The sequence below is a fragment of the Mucilaginibacter sp. 320_HR genome (assembly GCF_059691875.1).
In genome coordinates this window covers 743,289-756,603 of sequence record NZ_JCAWAI010000003.1, presented here as the reverse complement: position 1 = coordinate 756,603, position 13,315 = coordinate 743,289, and the positions used below count along the sequence as shown (strand labels likewise).

Here is a 13,315-nt window from a genome sequence, read left to right as displayed (position 1 = left end):
AAGCAAAACGCCCCGGAATATCCGGGGCGTTTTGCTTTAGAGGCGGTTACTAGCGCCCTTTTTTTGCATCAGGGAACTTCATGCGGTAGTCCACATCTACTGCACCCTTAGATATATCTGTAAGTTTCTTTTCAATCAGGCGGCGGCGTAACGGGCTTAGCTTATCGGTAAACAGCTTACCCTCAATATGATCGTACTCATGCTGAATGATACGCGCAGCCATACCTTTGAAGGTCTCTTCATGGTGTTTCCAGTTCTCATCATAGTACGAAATACGGATAACCGGCTTGCGCATAACATCCTCCCTAATATCAGGTATACTCAGGCAGCCCTCGTTAAACGGCCACTCTTCGCCGGTTTCCTCCAGGATTGATGCATTGATAAAAACCTTCTTAAAGTCCTTTAATTCAGGTTCATCATCGTCAAACGGGGTGGCATCTACTACAAATAAACGCATGCTCATGCCAACCTGCGGCGCAGCCAGCCCAACGCCTTTTGCACCATACATGGTCTCGAACATATTGGTAACCAATTCTTTAATATGTGGATATTCCTCCGGCTCAATAGCTGGGGCTTTGCGCCTCAAAACCGGGTCGCCGTATGCGATGATAGGATATTTCATTTTACAAAAATAGGGGATTTATCTTTCAGGCTCAAATAATAAGGTTATCATACCGTCATTATCAAAAATCTCGTTGCTAATTTCCAGTACATTATCTGCAGAAACCGCATTTATTTTGGCGAATATTTCCTCTAAGGAATCTATTCTATTAAAGTCAAGCAAACTTTTAGCCATTGATATGATCAGGCTCATCCGGTTCTCCTCGGCAAGCGCTATCTGGCCAATAAACTTCTCTTTAGCTTGTTTTAATTGCAACGTACCAAGCTTTGTGTCGCGCAGCTTTTTAAGTTCTTTATGAACCAGCCTTAGTGCTTTGTCCGCCTTTTCAGCATCGGTACCGAAGTAGATAGAAAAGATGCCCGTATCTGTTAGTGCCGTGTAGTTGGACTCGATGGTATATGCTATACCATGTTTCTCGCGGATCTCCATGTTCAGGCGGTTGCTCATGCCCATCCCTCCAAGCACATTGTTAAGTAGCAGCAACCCGTATTTATCTTTATGTGGAGATGGGTAAGCACGGGTGCCCAGCACACAATGCGTTTGAGAAATGGTCTTCTGCACCCGGTAGTCGCCCCCGCCGATAGCATGCGGGGCAATCCGGTTTTTACTGCTATTGTTTTCGGGTATATTTCCAAAATATCGCTCACATAACTTAACCAGCTTACTTAGCGCATAGTCGCCGTAAACGGCGAAGATCATCTGGTGTGTATTGTAGTTGGCTTTAATAAAGGCAGCAATGTCATCCTGGTTAAACGCATCTACAGACTCCACTGTACCCAGAATATTATTACCAAGCGGGTGATTGGGGAACAGGCAACCTTCAAAGTCGTCCTGTATGGCTTCTTCCGGCTGGTCCAGGTACGATGCGATCTCATCCTGGATCACCCCGCGCTCTTTCTCCATTTCTTCCTGCGGGAAGGTGGAGTTAAACACGATATCCTGGAAAAGGTCAACCGCCCGCTCCAGGTGCTGCTTCAACAGCGATGCGTGTATGCAGGTATACTCCTTGGTAGTATAGGCGTTCAGATCGGCGCCTACCAGCTCCAGGTGATTAAGTATTTGTACCGTGCTGCGTTTTGTGGTCTCTTTAAAAAGCATATGCTCTATAAAGTGCGCTATTCCTTCTTTTGCGGGCAGTTCATCGCGCGACCCTGCATTATAAATAAAGCAGCAGTGCGTAATTGGAGAAGCGTAGGGTTTAAGTAGTATACGGATGCCGTTTGGCAGGGTATGAATGTAATGATCTGTCATTGAGGTGCAAAGATAACTTTATAACACAGGTTAAGTTTGTGCCAAACCGTCGAATAATTCTGCATTTGGTTTATGGTGATAATTTTATCGCTTTTATAAACGTTTTTACATTATTTTAGTACAATGAAACTGCAAATAGCCGACCTAGAATTTGAACCCCTGATACCTTACGAGCAGATACAACAGCGTGTTGCGGAGCTTGCGCAGCACATTAACACCGATTTTGAGGGGAAGACGCCTATCTTCGTGGGTATCCTAAACGGCAGTTTCATGTTCGCGTCTGACCTGGTAAAAGAGGTTACCGTTCCCTGCGAGGTTACCTTTACCAAACTGGCCTCGTACTTTGGCGGACTATCACAAACGCGTACCATCCGCGATGACTTTGACCTGCATGTTACCATTGAGGGGAAAGATGTTATCCTGGTGGAAGACATTGTAGACACCGGCAACACGCTTAAATATCTGATTGAAAAGTTATTAGTTCGCAATCCTGCATCTATTACTGTTTGCTCTCTTCTTTTTAAACCCGATAGCGTTATCCACAGCATCGAAGAGCTTAAGTACGTTGCTTTCCAGATACCTAACGTGTTTGTTGTAGGCTACGGGCTTGATTACCAGGAATTGGGCAGAAATTTAAGGGGCATTTACAAGAAGATAGACTAGGCACCCGTCCTTAAAGCTGGCATTAGCGCGTAAACTGCTCTAAATTAAACACTTATAACACTACAGGTGCTTTAAAATCTTGTGCGATTTTTTTTGCAGATGATGAAATCTGTTTTACATTTACCACGCAATCGCGTACCGGTGATACCTTCCCCGAAGTCCAAAAATCCTCCCGGAATCTATAGGCAGGCGGTTCATTAACTAAACAAAAAATATCATGTATTTACTTATTGCAGCAGCTATTGTGCTTGCTCTGGTGTTCATCAGCGCGCATATAGCACAGGAGTATCAACGCGCTATTGTGTTCCGTTTAGGGCGTTACCACAGGACGGCTGGGCCGGGGCTTTATTTTATTTTGCCCTTTATAGACCGGCAGATAACGGTAGATATCCGCACCCGAACAGTAGACCTGGAACAACAGGAAACTATTACTAAAGACAGCGTTACCATTAAAGTTAACGCGGTGCTTTGGTTTAAAGTGATAAGTCCCGAAAGCGCTATTATAAAAGTGGCCAACTACAACCAGGCGGTATACCAGTTTGCTGTCACCGCGTTACGGAACATTATTGGCCAGCACCTGCTGGACGAGGTTTTGCGCGAGCGCGAAGAAATAAACGCAACCATGCAAAAGATAGTGGATGCCGCTACCGAGCCATGGGGCATTAAGATAGTTATGGTGGAGATGAAGGATGTTGAGATTCCCGAATCGATGCAGCGGGCAATGGCGCGGGAGGCGGAAGCTATACGTGAAAAGCGTGCTCGTATCATCAAAGCAGAAGCCGAGCTGGAAGCATCTATAAAACTTACACAAGGCGCTAAACAAATGGAAGGCAGCCCAATTGCACTGGAACTACGCCGGATGCAGATGCTATCGGAAATTGGTATCGACAACAACACGACTACCATTGTACTGGTACCGTCGGACTTTACCAATGCGGCTAAAAGCTTTACCGAGATGGTAGCCAAGCAATCGCCACAAAATTAATTTTAAGTAGTTGATCAGGGCTTGGCTGATTTAGAGCCAAGCCCTGGTTTTTCAAGCGCAGCAATTACAATGCTAAAAGCTTTTGTATGTCGGCCGGTAAAGTCTTATCTCCCGGGTGTCTGGCGTTTCCATCTACTATCTGTCCGTTTTTGTTTATAAGCACATAGCGTGGAATGCCGCTGATCTGGAACTTTTCTGATAAGGCGCTGAACTGGTTATTGCTCAGCAAAACGTTCTCTCCTTTTATGTCCAGGGTCTTTATCATAGCTTTCCATTCAGCTTCTTTAGATTGTACACCCAGGTACAAAAACACAACATCCTTACCCACAAACTTTCCTCTTAACCCTTTGGAGTAAGGCATCTCCGCACGACATGGACTGCACCAGGTCCCCCAAAAATCTATGTATATTACCTTATTGCGGTATTTGGCAGTCAGGTTGTTTAGCACGGTATCGCCCTCACTGATTGCTTTTTTAAAAGAGCTTGCAGCCAATGGTTCTGCTATGTGCGCTGCCTGGCGGTAAGCCGCCAACACTTTATTTTTGAAATAGGTATCAGTTACATTCTTTTCAAGAACACCGAGGTTTAGCTTTACGGCTTCCAGTTCCTTATCATGTATCAGCTTGTAGAATGCGTTGCAAAGCAGCACATCTTTAGAAAAGCTAAGTGTCTTCCCGGCGAATAAAGCGATTGAACTACTTGCCGGATATTGCTTGCCAAGCTCCTTAGCGGCAAGGTACAGGCGGTATTCGGCTATATACTCGTTGAAATTGGATGTAAGCGCTTGCGACGGATCATTCACCGGGAACTGATCAACAAACTTATAATAACTGTCCAGCACTTTAAAGGAATCATCTTTGATCTGCGCATACCTTGGGTGCAGCCAGGGATAGCGCATTAGGTTTGATGCAAGCCGATATTTAAGGTCTGCCTTGGCCCACCTTACAAATGTTGGTGAAAGCGCGTGTGTGCTTATGTAATTAGCTAAAAATGTACTATCCGCCTTAAACTGCGAAACTACATAGCTTTTATATGCGTCAGCACTAGTGCTGTCACGCACGGCAAAGTTGTTTTTCAATGCGCGGGCATTGGGTTCCGCGCCGTAAATACGGATACTTTCTTTATTAAACGCAGCCTCGTAGGCCAGCAGATCGTAATTGGTTTGTGAGTTGCTGCCTTTAAATGCAAGCGTATGCTCCGGGTCATCGGCATTAAACAACAATTGCATATGATCACCCGGACTAACAATAATGGTGGAGAGCTTGTCATTATACTCCATGTAGATATCCTGCGTGCCCGTTTTCAGGAAAGCCGTTTTAAATGTACCGTCGTTGTTTATCTTAACACGATGTGTAATCTGGTCACCTAAAACAATGTCGTTGATGTAGAACAGCACTGCACCGGCAGAATCTTTATACTTTTCAAAGTAATTTACCTTACCGCTTATGTAAACAGAATCGGTAAGTAATGCAGATTGTGGAAATGCCTGCAGCGAAAGCAGTATTGCTGCGGATAGGAGTAGGGCCCTCATGCCCTAAATATAGCAAATTGCTTGTTTAAAGCTTTACGAAGTGGTTTTAAACATTAACCACTGTTAGCTCTTCCATAATTTCTATGGCTTCATCTATCCCTTGTACGTTATCTACACTCAGGCGAAGGGTATTCTTCACTTCCTTCAAGTTGGTGCGCCTTGGATTACGTTGTACAAAATTAAGCACCTCGCGGAAAGCCTCTGTTTCGAAATAAGCAGACTGCTGATTGCTGATGAAATATCCGCGTAAAACATTCTTCTTCAGCGTCACCTTTTCAAAGCCGATGGCTTTACCCAGCCACTGCAAACGCATAGAGTTTAGCAGGTTGTTTACCTGCGCCGGCACCGGACCAAACCGGTCATGCAGCTGCTGTTTAAAGGCCTCCAACTCGGTTTCGTTTTCTAATTTGCTAAGGTCGGTGTACAGGTTGTAGCGTTCGGCTATGCTGGTCACGTACTCGTCTGGTATTAGCAGTTCCTGGTCGGTATCTATTTGGGTGAAGGAAATAAAAGGCTTCGGCTTTTCTTCGGGGAACACGCCTTTAAATTCATCCTCCTTAAGTTCTTGAATAGCTTCATCCAATATCTTGTGATACATATCAAAGCCAATCTCTGCAATAAAGCCACTTTGCTCGGCACCCAATAGGTTTCCGCTGCCGCGAATGTCAAGATCACGCATAGCTACGTTAAAGCCACTACCTAAATCGCTAAATTCTTCTATCGCGCTCAAGCGCTTGCGCGCCTCATTGGTAAGGGTTGATAACGGCGGACTTAGCAGGTAGCAATATGCCTTTTTGTTGCTTCGGCCAACACGCCCTCGCATCTGGTGCAAGTCGCTAAGGCCGAACATATGAGCGTGGTTGATGATAATGGTGTTTGCGTTAGGTATATCCAATCCGGCTTCAATAATTGTTGTGGCAACAAGTACATCATACTCGTGGTTCACAAACTTCAGCATCACGTCTTCAAGCGCGTCGCCTTCTAACTGCCCGTGAGCTATGCCTACACGTGCCTTGGGTACCAGCTTGTGTATCATTCCACCCAGCTGCGGCAGGTCGGCCACACGGTTATGAATGAAGAACACCTGTCCGTCGCGCTCTATTTCATGCTCTACTGCTTCTTTTATCAGCTTGTCGTTAAATACGTGCAGCTCTGTAGATACAGGTTGCCTGTTTGGTGGCGGTGTAGATATAATAGAAAGGTCGCGCGCGCCCATCAACGAAAAATGCAGTGTGCGGGGGATAGGTGTTGCAGTCAGCGTAAGCGTATCCACATTGGCACGCATTTGTTTAAGCTTCTCTTTTGTAGATACGCCAAACTTCTGCTCCTCATCAATAATCATGAGGCCAAGGTCCTTAAACTTCACATCCTTGCTTACCAGTCGGTGTGTACCAATTATAATGTCCACCTTACCTTCTTTGAGGTTGGCAAGTGTGTCTTTAACCTGCTTTGTGCTTTTAAACCGGTTCACATAATCAATGTTAACCGGAAAGCCCTTAAGCCTGTCGCTAAAGGTTTTGTAATGCTGTGCGGCCAATATGGTGGTAGGCACCAACACGGCCACCTGCTTGCTATCGGCAACGGCCTTAAACGCGGCCCTTACAGCAACTTCGGTTTTACCAAAGCCTACATCCCCGCAGATAAGGCGGTCCATGGGGTGTGGCGACTCCATATCTTTCTTGAAATCGGCAGTTGCTTTTTCCTGGTCCGGCGTATCCTCATAAAGGAAGGATGCCTCCAACTCAGTTTGCAAATAGCTATCGGGAGAAAAAGCATTACCATCCTGCGCTTTTCGCAAGGCGTAAAGCTTTATCAGGTCACGGGCTATGTCCTTAACTTTTTTTTTTGTTGTTTTCTTAAGCCGTTCCCAGGTATCGGTACCCAGCTTGTTCATGCGTGGCTCGTGACCTTCTTTGCCGCTGTACTTGCTTATGCGGTTAAGCGAGTTTATGTTTACGTACAGCAGGTCATTATCGGCATATATCAGGCGAATCATCTCCTGCGTTTTGCCATTTACATCAACCTTTTCCAGGCCGGCATATTTACCAATACCATGGTCAATGTGGGTAATGTAGTCGCCGGGTTTTAGCTCACGTAATTCTTTAAGCGTAATAGCCTGCGAACGCTGGTAACCTTTACGAAGTTTGTACTTGTAGTACCGGTCAAATATCTGGTGGTCGGTATAACAGGCAAGCTTTTGCTCCCTGTCTATAAAACCTTCACGGATAGAAATACTTATCGGAGTAAACTTAGCAGTCTTATCCAGATCCTCTAATATCGCATACAGGCGTTCTACCTGGCGTGCGCTATCCGTTAGGATGAAATTCTCTATCTTTTCGGCTTCGTTGTTCTTGAAGTTGTGTATCAGCAAGCTGAAGTCCTTGTTGAAGGATGGCTGCGGACGCATGTCAAAAGATATTTGCGCGGCGTCATGGTAAAAGAACTGTTTACCAAACTCTACCAGCGGGAAATCATGTAACTGATCGGCTATAAGCTTTTCATCTGTAAAGCTGAACTTGGGATCTATCCAATCCGGGTTCTGGTTCTTTTCTTCTGATGAAAGAGCTTTCCACAGCTGGGTAGCTTTTTTATGCCCGGTTTGGATAATGTCCAGTGTAAACTGTACATCTTTTATCCACACCTGTGTGCCGGCATCCACATACTCCAATAGGGAGATGTTGTTTTCGGTCAAGAACTTTGATTGCACATTGGGCACAATGGTAATATTCTTTACCTGCTCTACAGATAGCTGGCTTTCTATCTCGAAAGTGCGGATAGATTCTATGAAGTCGCCAAAAAATTCGATACGGTATGGCAACTCGTGCGAGAAAGAGAATATATCTACAATACCCCCGCGTACCGAAAACTGGCCGGGCTCATATACAAAATCCACACGCTCAAAGTCATACTCTACCAAAAACTCGGCAATAAAGTCGATGTTGAGTTTTGAGTTAACCGCTATTTCCAGTGTGTTCTTCTCCAGCGATGCACGGTCAATTACCTTTTCGGCCAACGCTTCGGGGTAAGTAACTATAAGCTGTCCATACTCTGTAGAGTGGCTAAGCTCATTTAGCACCTCGGCGCGGGCCAATACGTTGCTATTATCCGGCTGGGTAAACTCGAAGGGTTTACGGTATGATGATGGGAAGAGAAGTACGTCCTTTCCTGTAATGTTCTCCAGGTCGCTTTGAAAATACGCTGCCTCTTCGCGCTCGGGCAATACAAAAACAATATGCTTATGCTGCAAAAAGTACAAAGCTGCCGCCATGGCCGCATCTCCCGACCCGACCAGCCCACGTAGCTGTACCCTTGGATTTTTGCCGGCATTAAGCGCCTGCGCCAATGCCTTTATCCGTTCGTCAGCCTTATACCTGTCTAATATTTCCCTGATGTTCAAAACTGTGCAAATATAAGTAAATGTGTGCTTTTGGGCGTCAGCCGTTTAATTATCAGAAATTATAGCAAACAATTTAAGCTATTGTTTACTTTTTAATGATATTCAGCAAGATGCTTGAAATTGTACTTAAAACTTTTTCACCAAACTTTATACAAACATGAAGAACTCAGTTTTATTCGGATTAATCATAGGTGTTTTAAGCCTTATATGGCTTTTTGTAATGCGCAGCACTGGCTATAACCTTAATGACAGTAAAGCCAACCCTATTGAATATGTGTCCGTAATTATTCCGCTCATTGGGCTGTTCTTCGGTGTAAGAAACTTCCGTAATGGCGAGCTAAATGGCAAAATGGGCTTTTTTGAAGCCTTGATACAAGCCTTTAAAATATTATTGGTAGGTGGTGCCCTTTCTGTATTTGCCGCTATCGTATTCATCAACCTGAACAACTCCGGTAACGATACCAGCTTCCAGAGCTTTAGCGGGCGTATTTTCGGCGCATTACTGGTTGGCGTTATAGAGGCAATTGCTGTATCTTTATTGCTGACAACCAGGAGCAATAAAGTTGATTAGTAAAATCTTTTACCGTTATTTCGAACTTATTTTTTGGATAACTGCAATGGTCTGCCTAGCGTTTACAAACCCGGCGGGCCATTCGCATTTTAGCCTGTGCCCTTTAAAGCTGCTAGGCTTTAGCTGGTGCCCGGGCTGTGGGCTGGGTCATTCTATATCTTACCTTTTCCACGGAGATGTGCGCAATTCCTTTCAAGCACATTGGTTAGGGATACCTGCTGTTGCTATTATCTTATACCGTATATACAGCCTTATTGGGCGCAAGCACGTTTTCACCGACATGAAAAAGCAAGGCCTGTAAACCGCACTTATTTCACCGTCAAATTTTCTGTGTTTACCGATGGTTTGGCTCTCGCCGCCAAGTTTGCATTGGCGTTTTTTGCTGCGCGCTGTAGTTTTACATCATAATCATTAAACAAAAACACTAAAACCAAAGACAATGGAAACTTACAATAATCCTTACATGGGCTTTCCGGATATGACACCAGAGGAAATGAACTATGTGCAGCAAACCGTAAGCGGCCTTAACGATAAACAAAGGCAATACTTTTATATGGTTTATACCGGTAAACGTAAAAGTGTGCAAGACATGCTCATATTTTCGTTAGTTGGTTTGTTTGTGGTGCCAGGCCTGCAGCGTTTTGTAACCGGCCAGATAGGTATGGGTTTGCTTTACCTTTTCACTATAGGTTTGTGCTTTGTAGGCTCTATTATGGACTTAATAAACCACAAGTCGCTTGCAAACGAGTACAATCAGAAGATGGCTTACGAAAGCTTCCAAATCACCAAAATGGCCGTTGCTTAATTAACTATAATACATTATTAACCTCTATATACTTACCACGATGAACACCGAACAGACAACCACCAGCACACTTATAGCAAACTTTGATAAAGAATTGCTTAGCATTTTGCAGAACGACCTTAAGGCTGTTAAAGCACAGTCACGATAACCTAAATCAAATACAATTAGATCAAAACGATTGTAAGCGTTGGGAAGGATAGCAGGCGCTACACCGGGGCGGTTGGCCCACCAAAGAAAATATTACCGTTTTGATCTTCTCCCTTATACCCATGCGAAAATAACTTAAACCAAAGGTTAACTTCGGCATGGGGTTTGTATAAACCTTTGAAACACACAGCCATGAACAAGAAGATACTAATAGTAGATGATAACGAGCTGATAGTAGAGCTGATGAGTTATATACTTTCTAATAATGGTTACGAAGTTTCTTCTTTAACCAGCGGAGAAAGCGTGGTTGCAGAAATTAAGGACACTCACCCGGATCTTGTGATTATGGATGTAATGCTCCCGGGAATTGACGGGCGCGATATATGCCGCATGATCAAACGCAACCAATCTACTAAAGACCTTCGAGTGATTATTTGCTCTGGCAATGACGATATCGAAGACGCTCTGAAGCAGGACGGAGCCCCGGACGATGTGTTGCCAAAGCCGTTTGATTTGTCTGTTCTATTACACAAAGTAGAGCACCAACTTGCCGCTTAACAGTATAGCGGCGTAGCTGTTACTGAAAAATACTTTTTGCTTTTAGAATCGTCTTTTCAAGATCAATACCTTCGGCAATGACCCCTTTAAACAGATCTCCCTCTTTTTTAACCCTTTCAACAGAGTTTTTAATGGTGAAGTCGCGCATGGTTAAACCGGGCTTTACCTCGTCCCAATGCAGTGGCATAGACACTGTAGCTCCCGGCTTAGGCCTTAACGAATACGGACCAGCAATAGTAGCGCCAGGGCGGTTCTGTAAAAAGTCGAGATACATTTTACCATTGCGGTTTTTAATCATCCGCTCCAGCGATGTATATTCAGGAATCTGTTCGTGTACAATGTTAACGATAAGCCGCGCAAACATCTGCGATTGATCGTAATCGTATTTAGCCCCTAAGGGTATATAGATGTGCATACCGGTAGATCCTGACGTTTTGCAAAACGCCGGCACCTCAATAGCATCAAGCACCTTCTTTACTTCCAGTGCCGCTTCTATAACCTGGTCAAAAGTGTTCTTATCCGGGTCAAGGTCTATAACGCAGTAATCGGGGTTATCCGGAGACTGCACGCGACTGAACCAGGGGTTCATTTCTATACAACCCAACGAGGCCATCCATAATAGCGTAGCTTCATCATGCCCTATCAGGTAGTCCTTATCTTCTCCCTCACTTGTAGTATAAGGAAACTTACGCACCCAATCAGGTGATTTGCCACGCACATCCTTCTGGTAAAAACTCGAGCCATGTATGCCATTAGGGAAGCGATTCAACGATTGTGGCCTGTCTTTTAGGTACGGCAAAATATATTCAGCCACCTGGTAGTAGTAGTTAAACATGTCTCGCTTGGTAACACCATCCTCTGGCCAATATACTTTACTCAAGTGGGTAAACTTCAGGTCGTGCCCGCAAATACTTTTTACCTGCGTCTCTTCTTTCGGGTTAAGCAGCGTTCGCTTTACGCTTTCTTTCGGCGCCTGTACCAGCTTGTGCTTTGCAGGCTTCTTGTCTTCTTTAGCTTCTGCAGCCTTGGGCTTCTCTATAGTCTTGCTTTCAGCCTCGTCAACTACTTCATCCGTGTGTGCTTCTGATTCGCGCACCACATCTGTTGCTTTTTTATCGGTACGCATGCCTTCAAATGACGGGTGGCGAAACACGCCATCGCTGGTTACCTCGGCAAAGCTAACTTCGCATACCAGTTCGGGCTTTAACCAAGTTGCCTTAGCCTTTGGCGGATTGGGCCTGAAACGCGATGGCTTATTTACATCCGGTTCGTAGCCAAAGGGGCTTTCTTCGGTAATGAGCGGCTTAAACTGCGCCATCATTTCCTTTTGCAGCTTATCAGAAAAACCTGTGCCTACCTTACCTACGTACTGGAACTGGCCTCCTTCATAAACACCCAGCAGTAGGGAGCTAAACTGCTTGGCGGTACCTTCGTTTTTGGTGAACCCACCTATTACAACTTCCTGGCGCTTGTTTATTTTAATTTTAAGCCACTCTTTAGAGCGGTTGTCAGATATGTACGTGCTGCTTCCCCTTTTAGCCATTATTCCTTCCAGGCCAATCTTTTCAGCTGCTTCAAAAAAGCCATTGCCATTTGCCGGGAAAACATTGCTCAGGCGTATACGGTCGTCGTCTGTAGGCAAAACTTCCTTTAGTATAGCCTGTCGTTGCGTAAGCGGCAGTTCCATCAGGTTTTTACCCTCGTACCACAGTATGTCAAACACATAAAGCATCAGTTCGCCATCAGCCTCGCTGCGCCAATTTTGTAAGGCACCAAAGTTAGATACGCCTTTATCGTTCATCACGATGATCTCACCGTCAATTACAGCATTTATCTTCCAACTTTCCAACAGCTGGGTAATTGGATAATATTTCTCGTTAAAGGACTTGTTATTGCGAGACAGTAACTGAACTTCTCCTTTTTCTACAAAGGCGAGTGTACGGTAGCCATCCCACTTTATCTCGTACACCCAATCAGGGTCGTCAAACGGTTTATCTACAAGGGTGGCCAGCATTGGCTTTATGCCTGTCGGTATCTTGCTTTTCGGCGCTTTCTTAAGTAATGCTTCTACGTCCGGCTTTTCTGCAGGCTCATCCTGCTCAACAACATCGTCAAGAGCCTCCTCCTTTTTTTTTGAAGCCTTTTTAGCAGGTTTCTTTACTAGGTCTTCTTCATGCCCATGCTGCCAAACCTTTTCACTGGTCTTCTCCATGGTTTCGATGGTTTTGCCAGACAGTACCGATTTATCTTTTTTGGTGATGTCCTTATCAGAAGCAAATTCGTCCTTATGCTTAATTAGCAACCAGCCGTTTTCGCCCATACCGTGAGTTTTCACCAAGGCATATTCGCCTTCCAGCTTTTGGCCGTGCAACTTTATTTTTAACGAGCCCGAATGAAGCTGTTGCAGCAGGTGCTTTTCTTGCGCTTTTTTACCGCCCTTAATTTCTTCTATAGGCTCGTAGGTACCTTCGTCCCACACAATAACAGTTCCGCCACCATATTCACCCTCGGGGATAATCCCTTCAAACAAGCGGTAGTCGTAAGGGTGGTCTTCCACCATCATAGCCAGCCGCTTGTTCTTAGGATCGGTAGACGGGCCTTTTGGCACCGCCCAGCTTTTAAGCACCCCCTCCATCTCCAGCCTGAAATCGTAATGCAGTCGCGAGGCATCGTGCTTTTGTATTACAAAGCGCAGTTTGTTCTTATCTTCACTCTTGCCGGCTTTTGGCTCAGCTGTTTTTGTGAAGTCCCGTTTGGCTACATATTCTTTCAGGCTCATGGTGGT

General features: G+C 44.9%; 11 protein-coding genes. 6 read left to right on the top strand and 5 right to left on the bottom strand.

Features of this window, described 5'->3' with window-relative positions; genetic code table 11:
* Window positions 1-49: 49 nt before the first annotated feature.
* Window positions 50-622, bottom strand: a complete 573-nt coding sequence (gene def, locus AC59GT_RS13985; RefSeq protein ID WP_497238208.1) for a peptide deformylase — start codon at window positions 620-622, stop codon at window positions 50-52.
* Between the two features lie 18 nt (window positions 623-640).
* Window positions 641-1,873, bottom strand: coding sequence for a M16 family metallopeptidase (locus tag AC59GT_RS13980; protein WP_497238207.1), 1,233 nt, complete (start codon window positions 1,871-1,873; stop codon window positions 641-643).
* A 123-nt stretch (window positions 1,874-1,996) separates the two neighbouring features.
* On the opposite strand from AC59GT_RS13980, the gene hpt reads away from it, so the two are divergent.
* Both hpt and AC59GT_RS13970 read left to right on the top strand, forming a co-directional pair.
* Window positions 1,997-2,536: a hypoxanthine phosphoribosyltransferase gene (gene hpt / locus AC59GT_RS13975; protein ID WP_117383125.1), complete on the top strand. Its 540-nt coding sequence runs from the start codon at window positions 1,997-1,999 to the stop codon at window positions 2,534-2,536.
* Window positions 2,537-2,753: 217 nt separating this feature from the next.
* A complete protein-coding gene (locus AC59GT_RS13970) occupies window positions 2,754-3,521 on the top strand; it encodes a slipin family protein (protein ID WP_497238206.1) in 768 nt (255 codons plus the stop codon).
* 64 nt (window positions 3,522-3,585) lie between these two features.
* Here the strand turns inward: AC59GT_RS13970 and AC59GT_RS13965 are convergent, their stop codons facing one another.
* On the bottom strand, window positions 3,586-5,052 hold the full coding sequence (locus tag AC59GT_RS13965; protein ID WP_497238205.1) for a TlpA family protein disulfide reductase: 1,467 nt from the start codon (window positions 5,050-5,052) through the stop codon (window positions 3,586-3,588).
* Between the two features lie 46 nt (window positions 5,053-5,098).
* Complete coding sequence (mfd, locus tag AC59GT_RS13960) at window positions 5,099-8,449, bottom strand: transcription-repair coupling factor (protein ID WP_497238204.1); 3,351 nt, start codon at window positions 8,447-8,449, stop codon at window positions 5,099-5,101.
* 157 nt (window positions 8,450-8,606) lie between these two features.
* Between mfd and AC59GT_RS13955 the strand changes: the two genes are divergently transcribed.
* The 4 genes from AC59GT_RS13955 (at window position 8,607) to AC59GT_RS13940 (ending at window position 10,530) form a co-directional block, all read left to right on the top strand.
* On the top strand, window positions 8,607-9,020 hold the full coding sequence (locus tag AC59GT_RS13955; RefSeq protein WP_497238203.1) for a DUF4199 domain-containing protein: 414 nt from the start codon (window positions 8,607-8,609) through the stop codon (window positions 9,018-9,020).
* Window positions 9,021-9,066: 46 nt separating this feature from the next.
* Complete coding sequence (locus AC59GT_RS13950; RefSeq protein WP_497238202.1) at window positions 9,067-9,321, top strand: DUF2752 domain-containing protein; 255 nt, start codon at window positions 9,067-9,069, stop codon at window positions 9,319-9,321.
* Between the two features lie 138 nt (window positions 9,322-9,459).
* Window positions 9,460-9,825, top strand: a complete 366-nt coding sequence (locus tag AC59GT_RS13945; protein WP_117383130.1) for a TM2 domain-containing protein — start codon at window positions 9,460-9,462, stop codon at window positions 9,823-9,825.
* A gap of 339 nt (window positions 9,826-10,164) precedes the next feature.
* Window positions 10,165-10,530, top strand: coding sequence for a response regulator (locus AC59GT_RS13940; RefSeq protein ID WP_497238201.1), 366 nt, complete (start codon window positions 10,165-10,167; stop codon window positions 10,528-10,530).
* A 19-nt stretch (window positions 10,531-10,549) separates the two neighbouring features.
* On the opposite strand, the gene ligD is transcribed toward AC59GT_RS13940, so the two are convergent.
* Entirely contained in the window at window positions 10,550-13,309 is a 2,760-nt protein-coding gene (gene ligD / locus AC59GT_RS13935) for a DNA ligase D (RefSeq protein WP_497238200.1), read from the bottom strand.
* Between the last annotated feature and the right edge of the window lie 6 nt (window positions 13,310-13,315).

Coding starts and splice junctions, on each gene's coding strand:
- AC59GT_RS13950 (WP_497238202.1), top strand. CDS start 9,067: ATGGTCTGCCTAGCGTTTACAAACCCGGCGGGCCATTCGCATTTTAGC.
- hpt (WP_117383125.1), top strand. CDS start 1,997: ATGAAACTGCAAATAGCCGACCTAGAATTTGAACCCCTGATACCTTAC.
- AC59GT_RS13955 (WP_497238203.1), top strand. CDS start 8,607: ATGAAGAACTCAGTTTTATTCGGATTAATCATAGGTGTTTTAAGCCTT.
- ligD (WP_497238200.1), bottom strand. CDS start 13,309: ATGAGCCTGAAAGAATATGTAGCCAAACGGGACTTCACAAAAACAGCT.
- AC59GT_RS13965 (WP_497238205.1), bottom strand. CDS start 5,052: ATGAGGGCCCTACTCCTATCCGCAGCAATACTGCTTTCGCTGCAGGCA.
- AC59GT_RS13940 (WP_497238201.1), top strand. CDS start 10,165: ATGAACAAGAAGATACTAATAGTAGATGATAACGAGCTGATAGTAGAG.
- AC59GT_RS13970 (WP_497238206.1), top strand. CDS start 2,754: ATGTATTTACTTATTGCAGCAGCTATTGTGCTTGCTCTGGTGTTCATC.
- def (WP_497238208.1), bottom strand. CDS start 622: ATGAAATATCCTATCATCGCATACGGCGACCCGGTTTTGAGGCGCAAA.
- AC59GT_RS13980 (WP_497238207.1), bottom strand. CDS start 1,873: ATGACAGATCATTACATTCATACCCTGCCAAACGGCATCCGTATACTA.
- AC59GT_RS13945 (WP_117383130.1), top strand. CDS start 9,460: ATGGAAACTTACAATAATCCTTACATGGGCTTTCCGGATATGACACCA.